A 16,521-nucleotide genomic window follows, 5' to 3' on the forward strand; every position below is an offset into this window, starting at 1 on the left:
AGACGCGGAGCCCTGTGTTATTCTCGCGACGCATCCAGATTTACCAGCGGGATCGAGAGTATGAGCGACGACCGGCAGGGGCGTTCCAGCGACAGCGGCAAGATTCTCTATTGCTCTTTCTGCGGCAAGAGCCAGCATGAAGTGCGCAAGCTGATCGCGGGTCCATCCGTGTTCATCTGCGACGAGTGCGTGGAGCTGTGCAACGACATCATCCGCGAGGAACTGGAGGAAAAGGCCGCCTCCGGGCGCACCCAGTTGCCGAAGCCGCGCGAGATCCGCGAATCGCTGGATCAGTACGTGGTGGGCCAGACCCGCGCCAAGAAGGCGCTGGCGGTGGCGGTGTACAACCATTACAAGCGGATCGAGTCGCGCCAGAAGAGCGACGACATCGAGCTGGGCAAGTCCAACATCCTGCTGATCGGTCCGACCGGCTCGGGCAAGACGCTGCTGGCCGAGACGCTGGCGCGCCTGCTCAACGTGCCGTTCACGATCGCCGACGCCACCACGCTGACCGAGGCCGGTTACGTGGGCGAGGATGTCGAGAACATCATCCAGAAGCTGCTGCAGAAGTGCGACTACGACGTCGAGAAAGCGCAGTCCGGCATTGTCTACATCGATGAGATCGACAAGATCTCGCGCAAGAGCGAGAACCCGTCGATCACCCGCGACGTATCGGGCGAGGGCGTGCAGCAGGCGCTGCTGAAGCTGATCGAGGGCACCCTGGCCTCGGTGCCGCCGCAGGGCGGGCGCAAGCATCCGCAGCAGGAGTTCCTGCAGGTCGACACCAAGAACATCCTGTTCATCTGCGGCGGCGCGTTCGCCGGCCTGGAAAAGGTCATCCAGCAGCGTTCCGAGAACACCAGCATCGGCTTTTCCGCCGAGGTGCGCAGCAAGGAGCGCACCGAGAACCTGGGCAAGGTGCTGGCCGACGTGGAACCTGCCGATCTGGTGCGCTTCGGCCTGATCCCGGAATTCGTCGGGCGCCTGCCGGTGGTGGCCACGCTGGACGAGCTGGACGAGGCGGCGCTGGTGAAGATCCTCACCGAGCCCAAGAATGCCGTTACCAAGCAGTTCAAGAAGCTGTTCGAGATGGAGGAGGTGGAACTGGAGTTCCGCCCCGAGGCGCTGCAGGCGATCGCCCGCAAGGCGCTCAAGCGCAAGACCGGCGCCCGCGGCCTGCGCACGATCCTGGAGCAGGTGCTGCTGGACACGATGTACGAACTGCCGTCGCTGGAGCATGTCAGCAAGGTGGTGGTGGACGACGCCGTGATCGAAGGCCAGGCCGAGCCCTATCTGATCTATCGCGGCAATCTGCAGCAGCGGGTCGCAAGTGACGGCGGCGACGCTGCCTGACCCTGTAGCCCCTCTGCGGCGACGACGGCTCCGGTGACTTCGCCGGGGCCGTTCTGTTTTTGGCGGGCCGCCTGCCTTGAGTAGGCTCCCGGTCGCCTCCACTTGACGAGTTGACAGGCCCGGCGCAGTGTCGGGACGAAACCAGATCCGAATCCGAGGGACTCCTCTTTCATGGCCAAGAACGCCCCCCTTCCTGTTGCGCTGGACGCTCTGCCGGTGTTGCCGTTGCGCGACGTGGTGGTTTATCCGCACATGGTCATCCCGTTGTTTGTCGGTCGCGATAAGTCCATGCGTGCGCTGGAGCGCGCGATGGAAGGCGAACGGCAGATCCTGCTGGTCGCGCAGAAGAGCCCGGATATCGACGATCCGGAGATCGCCGACCTGCACCAGGTCGGCACGCTGGCCGGCGTGCTGCAGCTGCTGAAATTGCCCGATGGCACGGTCAAGGTGCTGGTCGAGGGCCAGTCGCGCGTGGCGGTCGAGGATTTCAAGGAAGCAGACGGCATGCTGACCGCCCGTTCGCGCGTGATCGAGCCGGTCTACAACGCGAAGGAGCGCGAGCTCGACGTGGTCTCGCGCACGCTGATTTCGCTGTTCGAGCAGCTGGTCAAGCAGAGCCGCAAGCTGCCGCCGGAAGTGCTGGCGAGCCTGTCCGGCATCGACGATCCGTCGCGCGTGGCCGATTCCATCGCCGCGCACCTGTCCGTGCGCATGGCCGACAAGCAGAAGGTGCTGGAGACCGCCGACGTCGGCCAGCGGCTGGAGCTGCTGATCGGCCTGGTCGATGGCGAGATGGACCTGCAGCAGGTGGAGAAGCGCATCCGCGGCCGGGTCAAGTCGCAGATGGAGAAGAGCCAGCGCGAGTACTACCTCAACGAGCAGATGAAGGCGATCCAGAAGGAGCTCGGCGACAGCGAGGATGGCCCGAACGAGGTCGAGGAACTGCAGAAGAAGATCGAGGGTTCCGGCATGCCCAAGGCCGTGCTGACCAAGGCGCGGCAGGAGTTCAGCAAGCTCAAGCAGATGTCGCCGATGTCGGCCGAGGCCACCGTGGTGCGCAACTACCTCGACTGGCTGGTCGGCGTGCCGTGGAAGAAACGCAGCAAGGTGCGCAAGGACCTGCAGCTGGCGCAGGAAGTGCTCGACGCCGACCACTTCGGCCTGGAAAAGGTCAAGGACCGCATCCTGGAATACCTCGCCGTGCAGCAGCGCGTATCGGTGATGAAGGGACCGATCCTGTGCCTGGTCGGTCCGCCCGGCGTGGGCAAGACCTCGCTGGGGCAGTCGATCGCCAAGGCGACCAACCGGAAATTCGTGCGCATGAGTCTCGGCGGGGTGCGCGACGAAGCCGAGATCCGCGGCCATCGACGCACGTATATCGGCTCGATGCCCGGTCGCATCGTGCAGAACATCAACAAGGTCGGGACCAAGAATCCGCTGTTCGTGCTGGACGAGATCGACAAGATGTCGATGGACTTCCGCGGCGACCCGTCGTCGGCGCTGCTGGAAGTGCTCGATCCGGAACAGAACCATGCGTTCAACGATCATTACCTCGAGGTCGACCTGGACCTGTCCGAGGTGATGTGGATCGCCACGGCGAATTCGCTGAACATTCCCGGTCCGCTGCTCGACCGCATGGAGGTCATCCGCATCCCCGGCTACACCGAGGACGAGAAGCTCGGCATCGCTCAGAAATATCTGCTGTCGAAGCAGCTCAAGGCGAATGGCCTGAAGCCGGAGGAGCTCAGCGTCACCGAAGACGCATTGCGTGACATCGTGCGCTACTACACGCGCGAGTCCGGTGTGCGCAACCTGGAGCGCGAAATCTCCAAGATCTGCCGCAAGGTGGTCAAGGAACTGACCCTGGGTCAGGTGAAGAAGGCCAAGGCGAAGGCGGCGCCCGCGCCCGCGAAGACGGCCAGAAGCAAGGCGAAGAACGGCGTCGGCAAGGTCAAGGTGGATTCGGCCAACCTCGATCAGTACCTGGGTGTGCGCCGGTTCGATTTCGGCCGCAAGGAACTGCAGAACGAAGTCGGCCTGGTCACCGGGCTGGCCTGGACCCAGGTCGGCGGCGAGCTGCTCAGCATCGAAGCCTCGGTGGTGGCCGGCAAGGGCAGGCTGGTGCACACCGGCCAGCTTGGCGACGTGATGAAGGAATCCATCCAGGCGGCGCTGTCGGTAGTGCGCGCGCGTGCCGACCAGTTGGGCATCGATCCGGAATTCCACCAGAAGCTCGACGTGCATATCCACGTGCCGGAGGGCGCCACGCCGAAGGACGGCCCCAGTGCGGGCATCGCCATGTGCACGGCGCTGGTCTCCGTGCTGACCAAGGTGCCGGTGCGCTCCGAAGTGGCGATGACCGGCGAGATCACCTTGCGCGGTCGCGTGCTGCCGATCGGCGGCCTCAAGGAAAAACTGCTGGCGGCGCATCGCGGCGGGATTACCACGGTGATCATCCCGGAGGACAACAAGAAGGATCTCGCCGACATGCCGACCAACATCACCTCGTCGCTGGAGATCCATCCGGTTCGCTGGATCGACGAAGTGCTGGATATCGCACTGGAGCGCCCGCTGCAGCCGAACCCGGCCAAGGACAGCCCTCCTGCCGCCGTGGCCGGCGAGCCGACGGAAGGGCACTCGCTGACGCACTGATCCGATCGTCGCGTCATCCTGCCGGTTTTCCATCCAAGGTGTCCTGCTGGGCAGGGCACTTTCTGCTTTTTCGCCGTCGGTCGACGAAGTTTCCGCATAGTCTCCTGGCGCTCGTTTTGCAAGCGGTTTCGCGAGTCGCCGATCTTCCGGAAACGTTGCTGTGGCTTGTGTTGCGGATTCCGGCAAGGCACTGGTATAAAGGCGATACCGCAGTCCCGGCGTTGTATGTCAGCGCAGCGATGCGGGGTTGCGTTACGGCCCTGGCAAGAGCCAACCATCCATGCCGGTGCTGTCTCGTCTCCGGACTGGCCGCACTGACGAAATCCGAATAAGGGAGTTTTTCAATGAATAAAACCGATCTGATCAATGCCATCGCCGAAAAGGCCGAGCTGACCAAGGCCGACGCCGGTCGTGCCCTCGAAGCCTTCTTCGAGACCGTGCAGAAGTCGCTGAAGAAAGGCGAGGATGTCTCGGTGGTGGGCTTCGGTACGTTCACTGTGCGCAAGCGCGCTGCCCGTACCGGCCGTAACCCGCGTACCAACGAAGCGATCAAGATCAAGGCCTCGAAGGTGCCTGCCTTCAAGGCTGGCAAGACCCTCAAGGATGCCCTAAACTAAGCGGCTAACGCTTGGTTTCGGGTGCTTAGCTCAGCGGTAGAGCGTCGCCCTTACAAGGCGGTGGTCGTAGGTTCGATCCCTACAGCACCCACCAGAAAAATGCGGAGTGGTAGTTCAGTCGGTTAGAATGCTGGCCTGTCACGCCGGAGGTCGCGGGTTCGAGTCCCGTCCACTCCGCCACAGTTCGCAAGGGCGCCCGTGTGGCGCCCTTGTCATTTGAGCGGCATGTGTCCGCGCAAAAGGACGCATGCCGGCACGGCGGCTTGTGCCAACCGCGCGCCACGCGCTTTCACCATCTTGCGGGAAGATTTCAATGCTGCAGGCAATGCGTAACAAGATGCACGGATGGCCGTCCATCATTGTGCTTGGCCTCGCCGTCCTGGCGATGTCGCTGTTCGGCATGGAGAGCTACTTCATGTCGAACGACGATGCCTTCGTGGCGAAGGTCGGCAAGCACGAGATCGACCAGCGCGCATTCCAGGACCGCGTGAACCAGCTGCGGCAGCAGGCAGCCGAACAGCAGGGCGAGCAGTTCGACTCCAGCGCCTTCGAGAAGAACGAGACCAAGCTGCGCATCCTGGACGGAATGATCGACGAGCAGCTGTTGCTGCAGGCCAATGCGGACTGGGGCCTGCGGGTTTCGGACCTGGCCATGCGCGACTACATCGCCTCGATCCCGGCGTTCCAGGTCAACGGACAGTTCGACGGCACCAGCTACCGTGCGTGGCTCACCAGCCAGTACAAGACGCCGGAAATGTTCGAGAACGAGATCCGCTCGTCATTGGCCGTCCAGTTGTTGCCGTCGGCGATCAACGACAGCACCATCGCCAGCGACGCCCAGCTCGATCATTTCCTGAAACTGCTGAGCCAGCGCCGCGACCTGCGCTACTTCCAGCTGCCGCGCCCCGCGCTGGACAACAAGACGGTCGGCGATGCCGAGATCGAAACCTGGTACAAGGCGCACCAGGCCGATTACATGAATCCCGAGCAGGTTTCGGTGAAGTACGTCGAAGTCGTCGGCGCCGACCTGCCGCTGGCTGCCGAGCCGAGCGACGACGAGCTGAGGAAGCGCTACGCGAGCGAGAAGCAGCGCTTCGTGCAGCCGGAACAGCGGCTCGTTTCGCATATCCTGATCAACGTGCCGGCCAACGCCACGCCGGAACAGCAGAAGGCGGCCCTGGCCAAGGCCGAGAAGATCGCGGCGGAAGCCAACCCGGGCGACTTCGCCAAACTGGCCGAACAGGACTCGCAGGATCTGGGCTCCCGTCGCCTGGGCGGCGACCTGGGCTGGCTGGAAAAAGGCGTGACCAACGAGGCCTTCGATTCGGCCCTGTTCGCGATGCAGAAGGGCCAGATCTCCAAGCCGGTGCTGTCGTCCGATGGTTATCACATCATCTGGCTGCGTGACGTCCGCAGCGGTGAGTCCAAGCCGTTCGAGGAAGTGCGCGACCAGCTGGTCAAGGAATCGACGGCGGCCGAGCGCGACCGCACGTACAACGAAGTCGCTGGCAAGATGTCCGACAACACCTACCAGAACCCCACATCGCTGGAGCCGGCATCGGTCGCATTGAAGCTGCCGATCAAGACCACGGCGCTGTTTACGCGCAAGGGCGGCGAAGGGGTCGCTGCGAATCCGAAGGTCGTCGCCGCGGCGTTCAGCGACGACGTGCTGGTGCAGGGTAACAATTCGGGTCTGATCGATCTGGGCAACAACCACTCGGTGGTGATCCACGTCGACCAGCACGTGCCGGCAGCCGCCAAGCCGCTCGCGGAAGTGCGCGCCGACGTGCAGCAGAAGATCCTGGATGCACGTGCCGCTGCGGTCGAGAAGAAGCAGGCCGACGAGGCACTGGTGCGTCTGCGCAAGGGCGAGCCGATGGAGGACGTGGCGAAGTCGCTGGGTGCCAGCATCACCACCGTAAACGAGGTGGTCCGGCACGCGCAGATGCCGGAGCCGTTGCTGACCCAGGCATTCCTTCTGCCGCACCCGGCGGCGGGCAAGCCGCAGTTCGCCGCCGTGGACATGCTGGACGGCTCCTATGTGCTGCTGGCTGTGGACAAGGTGCAGGATGGCGACCTGTCCAAGCTACCGCCGGAGCAGCGTGAGTCGTTGCGGCAACAGATGGTCCAGGCGTACGGCTATGAAGCGACGCGTGAGCTGATCGACCAGCTCAAGGCGAAGACCAAGATCAAGATCAACCAGCAGCGGCTGTAAGCGCGTCGGCCGACTCGCGCAGTCGGTGTCGTGCGAAGAGGGGCGGCCAATGGCCGCCCCTCTTCGTTGATGGTGCCGGTCAGGCCTAGTTGGGTGCGCTTACCGTCAGTGTCTGGCCGGGCTTCAACGTATGGCTGCTCAGGTGGTTCCAGCGCTGCAACTGGCTGACGTCGACCGAGTAGTCGCGGGCGATCTGCCACAGGTTGTCGCCGCGTTTCACGGTGTGGGTCATCCGCGCCGCCTTCTTGTCGGAGACGAGACCGGCCGCCGCGCCGGAGCCGGCGCTGGCCAGGAGATCGTCGTCGCTGCTGCTGGCGTGTTCCAGCAAGGCATCGTGGAACTGGCGGGCGTGTTTGGCGGGCAGGAGCAGGTACGAAGTGACGTTGGCGTCGATCATGTTGCTGCGAAACGCCGGATTGAGGTGCTTCAGTGCCTCCACCGACATGCCTGCATGGTCGGCCGCCCGCGCGACCGGCATCGAACGGGATATCTCGGTCTGCACCAGGTGCTGTTCGCCTGGCAGCGTGGGCAGACTGACATTGAAGCGCTCCGGCTCGCGCACCACGCAGGCTATCCCCAGCAGCTTGGTCAGATGTTCGCGGGTTACCTTGCGCACCGGCCAGTGGGGAATGGCGGGCTGCTCCGCCGGCTTGCCGTGCGTCCGGATGATCCTGCGTATCGCGAACTCACCGGCGTTGTAGGCGTAATCGGCCACCCGCCAGTCGTTGAACTGGTCGTGGTACTGCTCGAGCAGCTTCATCACGGCATTGGCGGCGGCAGGGACGTCGAGGCGGCCGTCGTAGTGGCCGTCGACGCGCAGTCCCATGGCACCGGCAGTCACCGGCATGATCTGCCACATGCCGGCCGGCCGACGCTTGTGGGCGGGCCCTGGCTGGAAGTGGCTTTCCACCCAGGGCAACAGCACGAATTCACCCGCGACGTCGTAGCGGTCGGCCACTTGCTGCACATAGACCAGGCGCGGCAACACGGCCTGCAACTGGCTTTCGAACTGCTGCGGATGGCGCGTATACCGTTTGGCCCAGGCCAATACCGCCGGGTCGGCGTCACAACCGGGCATGGCAAAGCTGCTGCGCAGCCGGTCCCAGACGTCGGTTCCTGGCGATGGCGCAGGCGGTTCGCTGGTCGGTGGAGCGGTCTCGGGTGCGGCAATGGTTGCTGACGAGGGTTCACCGCTCGGTCGCTGCGCTGTCTGTGGTGGCACTCCGGCACAGGCAGCCAGCGCGAGCGACAGGAGCAACGGCAGGAGTCGAATGTGCTGCCTCATCCGTGGAACCCATCCTTGGCGCTGCGCACGGTGGCAAAACGGGTCACCCGGTCGTCGCCGCTGCCTTGCTGCCGGCACCACGCGATGACGGCGTCGGTGTCGGTCCGCAGGAACGGGTTGGTCGCCAGCTCGCGGGCAAGCGGCACCGGCAGCGTGGGCTGGAGGCGTCGGCGCAGCGCGGCGACTTCCTGCAGCCGTTGCTGCAGTTCGGGATTGGCCGGTTCGATGGTGCGCGCAAAGCGTCCATTCGCTTCGGTGTACTCGTGCCCGCCGCAGACCAGGGTTTCCCCCGGCAGTTGCGACAGGCGATCCAGCGAGGCGAGCATCTGCGCCGGCGTGCCTTCGAACAGACGGCCGCAGCCCAGGCTGAACAAGGTATCGCCGCACAGCAGCAGGCCGGCTCCGACGTAGGCCACATGGCTGAGGGTGTGGCCCGGGATCGCGATCACCTCGAAGCGCATGGACGGCGCAGTCAGTTCGACCCGATCGCCGTCGCGTACCCGCTGGGTGGCCTCGCCGATGCGTTCATCGACGGGTGCATAAACCGGCACGTCGTGGCGTGCGCGCAAGGCCGGCACGCCGCCGACGTGGTCGGGATGGTGATGGGTCAGCAGAATCGCGCGCAGCTGCAACCGATGCGCCGCCAGCGCCTGCTCGACGACTTCGGCATCACCCGGATCGACGACGATCGCGTTGCCATCGTCGTCATGCAGCAGCCAGATGTAGTTGTCGGCCAGCGCCGGTAACGGTAGGAGATGCAAGATGGGCTCCGCTGCGTTTGAGGAATATCCGGCGGGCCGGCGTTTTCCCTGTGGAACGACAGACGCAGCCATCCGGGGCGCGCATGAGGCGGTCGACTATAAATTGGCATGGCTGCCGGCTCGTTAGCAGAACGTTAACCAGTCGGGCGACTGTTCAGCAGCGTGCGGCAGTTCCACCTCGCCTGCGACCTGCTGCCGGATGTCGTCAACCGTTACACTCTGGGCACAGATCAGAGACCGGACGGGTTGCATGCCACAACGCGATGACGACATCTACGCCAGTGCGCCGTTGCGCCGCTTGCTGGATGAGCAGACGCGCGTGCTGAAGCCGGAACTGCAACGCTGCTTCGGCACCCATGCGCTGTTGCTGGGCGCATCCTTGGGCGATGCGCCACCGGCGCTGCCGATGCTTGGCTGCTGGGCCACCCTGCACCTGGCGAACGGCCGCTACCGGGGCGACCTGCACGCGGCGGCGGACGAGCCGTTGCCGTTCATCGACGATGCGTTCGAGCTGGTGCTGTTGCGGCATGCGCTGGAAGTGGCGCCGCTGCCGGGGGCCTTGCTGGATGAGGCCGTTCGCGTGCTGGCGCCCGGCGGTGTGCTTGCGTTGACCGGCGTGCATCCGTTCGGCGGTTGGTCGCCATGGTTCTACTGGCGCACGCGCGGGAAGTCGCCGGCGCTGCAGATGCCGTGGCGGCTCCGGCACCGGCTTGAGCTGGCCGGGCTGGTGATCGAGCAGGTGCAGCGGGTGGGCAGCATGTGGCCCAGCCTGGCCACGACGCGGCGAACCCTTGCCGGCGCCTTCGGCGGCGGCTACGTGCTGGTCGCGCGCAAGCGCCGGCGCCTGGTCACGCCGCTGCGACTCAAGCCGGTGCCAGTGCGCGTGCCGGCGAATGGCCGGCTTTCGCCGGGTACCCGGCGCAGTTCGGCACTGTGATTTTCAATGGAATACGTGAGCAACGATGAGCGAAGTGGAAGCATTCACCGACGGGGCCTGCCTGGGCAACCCGGGTCCGGGCGGTTGGGCCGCGCTGTTGCGCGCAAAGGGCAGCGAACGCATGGTGGCTGGCGGTGAACCGGCCACCACCAACAACCGGATGGAGCTGATGGCGGCGATCGGTGCGCTGGAAGCGTTGAAGCGGCCGTGCCAGGTCACCCTCACCACCGACTCGCGCTATGTGATGCAGGGCATCGAGCAGTGGATGCCGAAGTGGCGCGCGAATGGCTGGCGCACCGCCGACAAGAAGCCGGTCAAGAACCAGGACCTGTGGCAACGCCTGTCCGATGCGGTCGGTGCCCATCAGGTGCGCTGGAAGTGGGTGAAGGGCCACAACGGCCACATCGAAAACGAGCGGGTCGACCAGGCCGCGCGTGAACAGGCCGAACTGATGAAGGGCAGGGCATGAGGCAGATCGTTCTCGATACCGAAACCACCGGCCTCGAAGTGCGCCAGGGCCATCGACTGGTGGAAATCGCCTGTGTCGAAATGGTCGAGCGCCGGCTTACCGGCCGGCACTACCAGACCTACCTGAACCCGGATCGGGCTATCGACGAAGGTGCCCGGCAGGTTACCGGCATCGAGGACGAGTTCCTGCTCGACAAGCCGCGTTTTGCCGAAGTGGTGGAGGAGTTCCTGGCCTTCATCGACGGCGCGGAACTGATCATCCACAACGCCAGTTTCGACATCGGCTTCCTCGATGCCGAACTGGCCCGGCTGGGCAACGGCGCAGGCAGGATCGGCGACCGTTGCAGCGTGCTGGATACCCTGGCGATGGCGCGCGAGCGCTACCCCGGTCAGCGCAACAGCCTCGATGCCCTGTGCAAGCGGCTGGGCGTGGACAACTCGCGACGCGACCTGCACGGCGGCCTGATCGACGCGCAGTTGCTGGCCGACGTCTACCTGGCGATGACCTCGGGACAGGTGGCCTTCGACCTCGGCTTCGAGGGAGCTGCCGAACAGCGCGATGTGGTGGTGACGACGCCGGTGGTACTGCATGCGCGGCCACGTGTGCTGCGCGCCTCGGCGGACGAGCTGTCGCAGCATGAGGCGCGGCTGGATGCGTTGGACAAGAGCAGTGGGGATGGGAAGAGCGTGTGGCGCAGGTTGGGGTGAGCTTTAGTGGTGCGGTGCGCAGCGTTCACGGCCACGGGTGGGATTGTTCGGCCCATCCTTGGGCCGAACCCCTTCGCGCTTTGCGCTGCGGGGCCAGCCTGTGGCTGTCCAAATTCGCTCCCGGCGAATTTGTCGAACCCGGGTGGGCTCTCATCCCCGCCGTCACCACTAGAAAAGCAAAACGCCCCACACGGGGGCGTTTTGCTTTTCTGGCGGAGAGGGTGGGATTCGAACCCACGGTACGCTTACACGTACGCCTGATTTCGAGTGCGCCATCGGGGCGACCGCAAGCCCTTGAATGGCAAGGCTTTCGATGCCGGATTTCACTCGTAACTCGTTGATCACGTTGTATAATTGCACGCATGGACGGTACGGTCGTGGTGCACCGGGGTAGCATTGCCGGAGCACAAAAAATCGTACACAGACCGTACACAGCGGGGCGTCCACATGGCCAAGATCCGGCTCACCGAACCCTTCATCAAGACACTGCCACTGCCGGCAGCACACCACGCGCTGTACCACGACGAGGTGGCACGCGGCCTGGCCGTGCGCATCACCCGGACAGGGGCGCGCTCGTTCTTGTTCTGCTACTCCCACGATGGGCGGGAGCGCCGTCTGTCCTTGGGGCCATGGTCGCCCCCTGTGTCCAACCGCCTGGGCACGCCTGCCACCCGCAAGGCTGGCGGCTCGCTGGACTGGGCGCGGCATGAGGTAGCCCGCCTGCGATTGCTGGTGCAGTCCGGCACCGATCCGATGGCGCAGAAGCAGGATGCCCGTGCTGAACGCGAGGCCGCCCGGCAGCAGGCGGCCCGCGAAATCGCCATCGAGACCCTGGCCAGCCGCTACATCAACGAGTGGGCCAAGCCGCGCAAGCGTACCTGGCAGGAGGACGAGCGCCGGCTGAACGCCATCGTGGTGCCGGCATGGGGCAAGCGCAAAGTGAAGTCCATAACGCGGGCGGACGTCAGCGCGCTGCTGGCTCCTGTGGCCACAGGGGAAGGGATGCGGCCCGCAGAGGCCGGCGCTCGCCTGGCGCTGGTGCGCAAGCTGTTCTCCTTTGCCCTCGACCAGGGAATCATCGACAACCACCCCTGCCTGCGCATGCAGTTGTCGTGTGGCAAGCCCGCCCCTCGCACGCGAGCGCTGACCACGGCACGCGATCTGCGGCTGCTCTGGCGCGTCACGGAGCCTGGCAGCGTATGGACGCGCGAGCCTGCCAACGGGGCCTTGCGCAAACGCCGTTTCATCGAGGCGGAAGCCGATGCCCTGCGGCTGCTATTGCTGACCGGCGCGCGCGCCAGCGAGGTCACCGATATGCCGTGGAGTGAGGTGGACTTGGACGTCGCCACGTGGGTGCTGCCTGCTGCGCGCAGCAAGAACAAGCGGGCACACCTTGTCCCGCTGGTGCCTGCCGCTGTGGAACTGCTGCACAGGCGCAAGGAAGCGGCGAGCAGCGAATACGTGTTTCCCGCCACGCGCCGCAACCACATCACCGACCGGAACCTGAGTCGCCCACTCAAGGAGGTGTGCCAGCGGCTTGCGACATTCGGGGTAGACATTGCGCCTTTCACCCCTCACGACCTGCGCCGCACCGTTGAAACCGGTATGGCGGCCTCTCGTGTGCCGAAGGAATACCGCGACCGCGTGCTCAACCATGTAGACAGCAGCGTCGGCGGCCAGCACTACAACCAATACGACTTTCTCGACGAGAAGCGCGAGGCACTGGAAAAGTGGGCGCGCCGTCTTGAGGGTCTGCTCACTGACGCTGTGGCCACAGTGGTGCCGATGCAAAGGAGGATGCGCGCATGACCGTTCGGCTCACTGATTTTAATGCCGCACAGTTCGATGGCTCGATGGATGGTGAAGAGTGCGTGTTGCTGAAAAGAGCGCACGCAGGCGACGAACTTGCCGCCGCTGAGCTGCTTATGCGCTATACCGAGGGGCGTCTCGAAAACACGATAGTGAAGCAGACGATTTCGCTTGGGTACGACCAAGTCGTGAAACACATAGCAGTACATGCGCTGAAATCAAAAGGCGAGAGTGGGCGTGCGTTGCCGGTTTCGCCCCGCATGTTTTTCAACGGGCTCAATGCCAGCGGCACAAGAGGTCCGAAATCACGAAATGGCGACAAGAAACTAAACCTATTCTTGGTCAACAAGGCTTGGCTAACTCGCAGTGATCTAAAGACCGCACTAGTAGATAGGCCGGCTACGATTCACAGAGTCGAAGCTAAGCTCGTAGAGCACGTGCAGGCAATGTTTCCTGGTGCATCCCAAGACACGGCGCGTGCATACGTTCATCAGTCATACCCCGGGATTCCTTGGGAGGATCGTAACGCGAGTGTGGAAGGCTACGACGCTCTATGAGTACCGCCACTGTAATTCGTACGAATTAACCCGGCCTGTGCTGTAACTAAATAGTGCACCCCTAAGCAAATGAGGTGCACCATGCAACACACCGACCTGTTGACTGACTACCTGTCAGTCGCCTCGGCCGCCAAGGCCCTGCACGTACATCCACACACTCTGAAGCGCTGGCGCTGGAACAGCTACGGCCCGCAGCCGATCAAGGTGGGCGGTCGCATGTACTACCGCGCGTCCGACATCCAGCGTTGGCTGGAATCCCTGGGCGAACATGACAACGCGGCACGCGCATGAGCAGCCCAAAAGAAAAGCCCTCGGCGGCAACCGAGGGCTCAAACAACAACATCACTTGCCCACAGGGTAGCGACGCTGCCGCTGCGTCTCAACCGCTCGCTGAGAAATTTTGGAACGATGACGAAACCGCTGAAGGGTATGAGCCGCCAGAGCAGTTGTCCTCCAAAGAGTTCGATCTTTTGCTGCCGCCTGGCTTGGTGGGTGAGGTAGCGCAGTACATCTACTCAAGTGCCGACTACCCCATGAGGGAGGGTGCCATCGTGGCGGCGCTGGGGTTGATTGCTGGCATCGTAGGACGCCATTTCAATTTCAACGGTTCGGGGCTGAACCTATATCTGCTGTTGCTCGCTGAATCCGGACGCGGCAAGGAAAGCATGGCCAAGGGCATTGATCGCCTGGTATCGGCAGCTCGTGAGAAGGTGCCGATGGTCGATGAGTTTGTCGGCCCCGGTGCCTTTGCCAGTGGCCAAGGACTTATCCGCACCCTGGACAAGCAACCCAGCTTCTTCAGCATCCAAGGGGAGTTTGGGGAAATGCTGCGGCGAATGAATAGTCCTCGCGCCCCGGACGCCTTGGTGAGGCTTAAGCAGGCGATGCTTGACCTATACGGCAAAAGTGGATGGGGGAGCACGCTTGGGAGCACGGCGTATAGCGATATGGAGAAGAACACTACTGTGGTTGCCGCCCCTGCGTTCACCCTGGTTGCTGAATCAGTACCAGGGAAAGTTCTCGATCATTTGTCGTTCGACGACATTGAGGATGGCTTCCTTCCAAGATTCCTGCCGTTTGAGTCCAGAGGCCCCCGCGGACGAGCCAATAAATCAGCAGGCCACAGCCCATCGCCCGGACTTGTTGATGAGTTGGCAACACTCGCGGAAGACAGCCTAAACCTTCGACGCAATAACAGATGCGTCGATGTGCTTGCCACAGAGGATGCAGCACTTACCCTGCAACACTACCGGGACAAGATCGACGATCTGTTCGACGACAAAGGCAAGGAACCCCACGAGCGCGTCTTGTTCAACCGCGCCCCGCTCAATGTTATGCGTGTCGCCGCTCTGGTCGCTATTGGTTGTACTAATGCCCGCACTGACACTCCGCTAGTGGATAAGGGACACGTCGAGTGGGCGATCCAGCTTGTCGAGTATTGCGTGGATGTTCTGGCATCGAGGTTCCGCGCCGGCGAGGTCGGAACTGGTGGTACGCGGCAAGAAGCTGAATTGAAGAAATACATAATCGAATACCTGCGAATGTCGGTCAGCGGGCGGCTCAAGTACAAAGTGCCCAAGAAGCTCGTCACAGATCGGGTGCATGTTGGTCTTGACTATCTGCGTCGGCGTGCACGGCGTTGCAAGGCATTCACCCAAGACGTCAGAGGTTTTGACCGCGCCCTTTCTGATGCTGTCGTCGTATTGGTACGAACTGGCGCGCTCCGCAAAGCCGATTCAAGGAAATTCGGTATGAGCGGCGAGGTCTATCACTTACACGACCTCGATGCTCTGAAACCGTGACATCCTAGTTCCATCGCCAGCACCACCTCCCTGCCGACGTTTGCTGTGTGCCCACAGGGGCAGGCAACCGTCTCAGCAGGACGTCCAGCAGCCTCCAGGCGTGGCGCGGCAGCCGGGGTCACTGCGGTGGGACTGGGGTTCTCGGCAGCCCATGAGCCGCGTACAGCGCCGGCGAGATGGACGCCCAGTACAGGTAACGGGTAACGCCTGGCGTAACAGGCGTTGTTACCCCGTCAGACGTATACACACCAAGGGCTGAGGCCGAGTGGGTAACAGGGTAACGAGTTCCAGCTATCCCCATCACTGATGAACTCAGACTGCTACACCCCTGTTACCTTGTTACCCCGTTACCCAATCCCTCTCAAACCCTTACTGTGTAAAGGTTTGAAGGGGTAACGAAAGGGGTAACGATTTGGGTAACGGGTAACGAGCTGCTGCCCTGGGTCAGCCTATTTCGCGCGAATTACGAGCGCCACAAGTGCGCAATGCTGCCGCCAGTTCACACCGGCGGCATAGCGATGCACAAGACACCCTTCACCATCCAGCAGGTAGCCCAGCGCGCTGGCGTCAGCGCGTCCACCATTCGCAGGCATTCGCGCCTGGGCAACTGTCCGGCACCACGCCAGTACGGCCCGCGCTCGCTGCGCTGGGATGCTGAGGAGGTGGAGACCTGGTTGCGCGACCCGGTAGCGTGGCGAGCAGCGCAGAAGGCGCAGCGGACATGAGCAGGCGTCCTCCTGGTCGCCACCCGTGGAAGCAGGAAACGACGCGCATGCGCCTGGGGCTGCGTCCGCACGGCTGGACTCGTTCAGCCTTTTGCACGACATGCGGCCCCGTGTGGATACCCACATGGTTCGTCATACGCGACTGGTGCCTGACCTGGTGCCCATGGTGTTATGAGGCGACAGCGCGTGGTGTGGAAATCGTTGAGCGGCCCTTGGTCACCTGCCAAGGATGCAGGTTCTACCTGTGGCACCCACGGGGAGAGAGCGAACCTGGCGGCTGCTCCATCGGTCATGGCGCATGGCGGCCGAATCGCCCCCACGAGTGCGCATGGTGGCGGCCATGATCGAGCAGAACCTTTGCCCACATTGTGGCCAACCCATGCCGACTTCGCGCGCCGAAGCTATCGAGGCACAGGTCACAACCTGGCGCGCGTGGTGCAGGCAGAACGGCAGATGGGTTAGCCCCGACGATCGCGTGAATGAGGCCGTGGCGGCAGAGCTGCTCGGGCGAACATCATTCACCCTGCGCAACTGGAGGTCTGCCGGTCAGCCACTTCCATTCGTCCGCGTTCGCGGGCGCATCTCCTACCGCCTGCGCGACCTGGCCCTGATGCTTGAGGAAAGTGAGTAAG

The 16,521-nt window shown here is 63.5% G+C and carries 14 protein-coding genes and 2 tRNA genes; 14 read left to right on the forward strand and 2 right to left on the reverse strand.

Annotated features, from left to right (window positions below; genetic code table 11):
• The first annotated feature begins 60 nt into the window (after positions 1–60).
• The 6 genes from clpX to KK131_RS13505 all read left to right on the forward strand — a co-directional run bounded on the left by clpX (position 61) and on the right by KK131_RS13505 (position 6,837).
• Positions 61–1,353 carry an ATP-dependent Clp protease ATP-binding subunit ClpX gene (gene clpX, locus KK131_RS13480; RefSeq protein ID WP_214557223.1) on the forward strand — a complete coding sequence of 431 codons (1,293 nt, stop codon included), beginning with the start codon at positions 61–63 and terminating at the stop codon, positions 1,351–1,353.
• 171 nt (positions 1,354–1,524) lie between these two features.
• The gene (lon, locus tag KK131_RS13485) at positions 1,525–4,005 is read left to right on the forward strand and encodes an endopeptidase La (RefSeq protein WP_214557224.1); all 2,481 of its coding nucleotides are present in this window, start codon (positions 1,525–1,527) and stop codon (positions 4,003–4,005) included.
• A 344-nt stretch (positions 4,006–4,349) separates the two neighbouring features.
• Positions 4,350–4,622: an HU family DNA-binding protein gene (locus tag KK131_RS13490; protein WP_007511239.1), complete on the forward strand. Its 273-nt coding sequence runs from the start codon at positions 4,350–4,352 to the stop codon at positions 4,620–4,622.
• 19 nt (positions 4,623–4,641) lie between these two features.
• Positions 4,642–4,716, forward strand: a tRNA-Val gene (locus KK131_RS13495).
• Positions 4,717–4,725: 9 nt separating this feature from the next.
• Positions 4,726–4,802, forward strand: a tRNA-Asp gene (locus KK131_RS13500).
• A 133-nt stretch (positions 4,803–4,935) separates the two neighbouring features.
• Entirely contained in the window at positions 4,936–6,837 is a 1,902-nt protein-coding gene (locus tag KK131_RS13505; protein WP_214557225.1) for a SurA N-terminal domain-containing protein, read from the forward strand.
• An 85-nt stretch (positions 6,838–6,922) separates the two neighbouring features.
• On the opposite strand, the gene KK131_RS13510 is transcribed toward KK131_RS13505, so the two are convergent.
• Entirely contained in the window at positions 6,923–7,915 is a 993-nt protein-coding gene (locus tag KK131_RS13510) for a transglycosylase SLT domain-containing protein (protein ID WP_214557226.1), read from the reverse strand.
• A gap of 203 nt (positions 7,916–8,118) precedes the next feature.
• Entirely contained in the window at positions 8,119–8,883 is a 765-nt protein-coding gene (gene gloB, locus KK131_RS13515) for a hydroxyacylglutathione hydrolase (RefSeq protein WP_214557227.1), read from the reverse strand.
• Positions 8,884–9,133: 250 nt separating this feature from the next.
• Between gloB and KK131_RS13520 the strand changes: the two genes are divergently transcribed.
• From KK131_RS13520 to KK131_RS13560, 8 genes are all read left to right on the forward strand, one after another.
• Complete coding sequence (locus tag KK131_RS13520) at positions 9,134–9,820, forward strand: methyltransferase domain-containing protein (protein ID WP_214557228.1); 687 nt, start codon at positions 9,134–9,136, stop codon at positions 9,818–9,820.
• 25 nt (positions 9,821–9,845) lie between these two features.
• Complete coding sequence (gene rnhA, locus KK131_RS13525) at positions 9,846–10,289, forward strand: ribonuclease HI (protein ID WP_214557229.1); 444 nt, start codon at positions 9,846–9,848, stop codon at positions 10,287–10,289.
• The gene (dnaQ, locus tag KK131_RS13530; RefSeq protein ID WP_214557230.1) at positions 10,286–10,996 is read left to right on the forward strand and encodes a DNA polymerase III subunit epsilon; all 711 of its coding nucleotides are present in this window, start codon (positions 10,286–10,288) and stop codon (positions 10,994–10,996) included. The genes rnhA and dnaQ overlap by 4 nt, the downstream gene beginning before the upstream one ends.
• Positions 10,997–11,443: 447 nt before the next feature.
• A complete protein-coding gene (locus KK131_RS13535; protein ID WP_214557231.1) occupies positions 11,444–12,805 on the forward strand; it encodes a site-specific integrase in 1,362 nt (453 codons plus the stop codon).
• Positions 12,802–13,362 carry a hypothetical protein gene (locus KK131_RS13540; RefSeq protein ID WP_214557232.1) on the forward strand — a complete coding sequence of 187 codons (561 nt, stop codon included), beginning with the start codon at positions 12,802–12,804 and terminating at the stop codon, positions 13,360–13,362. The genes KK131_RS13535 and KK131_RS13540 overlap by 4 nt, the downstream gene beginning before the upstream one ends.
• Before the next feature lie 81 nt (positions 13,363–13,443).
• Positions 13,444–13,653 carry a helix-turn-helix domain-containing protein gene (locus KK131_RS13545; RefSeq protein ID WP_214557233.1) on the forward strand — a complete coding sequence of 70 codons (210 nt, stop codon included), beginning with the start codon at positions 13,444–13,446 and terminating at the stop codon, positions 13,651–13,653.
• Positions 13,650–15,164 carry a DUF3987 domain-containing protein gene (locus tag KK131_RS13550; protein WP_214557234.1) on the forward strand — a complete coding sequence of 505 codons (1,515 nt, stop codon included), beginning with the start codon at positions 13,650–13,652 and terminating at the stop codon, positions 15,162–15,164. The genes KK131_RS13545 and KK131_RS13550 overlap by 4 nt, the downstream gene beginning before the upstream one ends.
• 1,065 nt (positions 15,165–16,229) lie before the next feature.
• A complete protein-coding gene (locus KK131_RS13560; RefSeq protein ID WP_214557236.1) occupies positions 16,230–16,520 on the forward strand; it encodes a helix-turn-helix domain-containing protein in 291 nt (96 codons plus the stop codon).
• The last annotated feature ends 1 nt before the right edge of the window (position 16,521 follow it).

This window comes from Rhodanobacter sp. LX-99, from assembly GCF_018599185.1.
In the GTDB taxonomy this organism is placed as follows: domain Bacteria; phylum Pseudomonadota; class Gammaproteobacteria; order Xanthomonadales; family Rhodanobacteraceae; genus Rhodanobacter.

Bases quoted from the DNA above. Each gene is read 5' to 3' on its own strand.
- KK131_RS13510 (WP_214557226.1), bottom strand. From the start codon at position 7,915: ATGCCCGGTTGTGACGCCGACCCGGCGGTATTGGCCTGGGCCAAACGG.
- KK131_RS13490 (WP_007511239.1), top strand. From the start codon at position 4,350: ATGAATAAAACCGATCTGATCAATGCCATCGCCGAAAAGGCCGAGCTG.
- KK131_RS13520 (WP_214557228.1), top strand. From the start codon at position 9,134: ATGCCACAACGCGATGACGACATCTACGCCAGTGCGCCGTTGCGCCGC.
- clpX (WP_214557223.1), top strand. From the start codon at position 61: ATGAGCGACGACCGGCAGGGGCGTTCCAGCGACAGCGGCAAGATTCTC.
- KK131_RS13545 (WP_214557233.1), top strand. From the start codon at position 13,444: ATGCAACACACCGACCTGTTGACTGACTACCTGTCAGTCGCCTCGGCC.
- KK131_RS13540 (WP_214557232.1), top strand. From the start codon at position 12,802: ATGACCGTTCGGCTCACTGATTTTAATGCCGCACAGTTCGATGGCTCG.
- KK131_RS13505 (WP_214557225.1), top strand. From the start codon at position 4,936: ATGCTGCAGGCAATGCGTAACAAGATGCACGGATGGCCGTCCATCATT.
- dnaQ (WP_214557230.1), top strand. From the start codon at position 10,286: ATGAGGCAGATCGTTCTCGATACCGAAACCACCGGCCTCGAAGTGCGC.
- lon (WP_214557224.1), top strand. From the start codon at position 1,525: ATGGCCAAGAACGCCCCCCTTCCTGTTGCGCTGGACGCTCTGCCGGTG.
- KK131_RS13550 (WP_214557234.1), top strand. From the start codon at position 13,650: ATGAGCAGCCCAAAAGAAAAGCCCTCGGCGGCAACCGAGGGCTCAAAC.
- KK131_RS13535 (WP_214557231.1), top strand. From the start codon at position 11,444: ATGGCCAAGATCCGGCTCACCGAACCCTTCATCAAGACACTGCCACTG.
- KK131_RS13560 (WP_214557236.1), top strand. From the start codon at position 16,230: ATGATCGAGCAGAACCTTTGCCCACATTGTGGCCAACCCATGCCGACT.
- rnhA (WP_214557229.1), top strand. From the start codon at position 9,846: ATGAGCGAAGTGGAAGCATTCACCGACGGGGCCTGCCTGGGCAACCCG.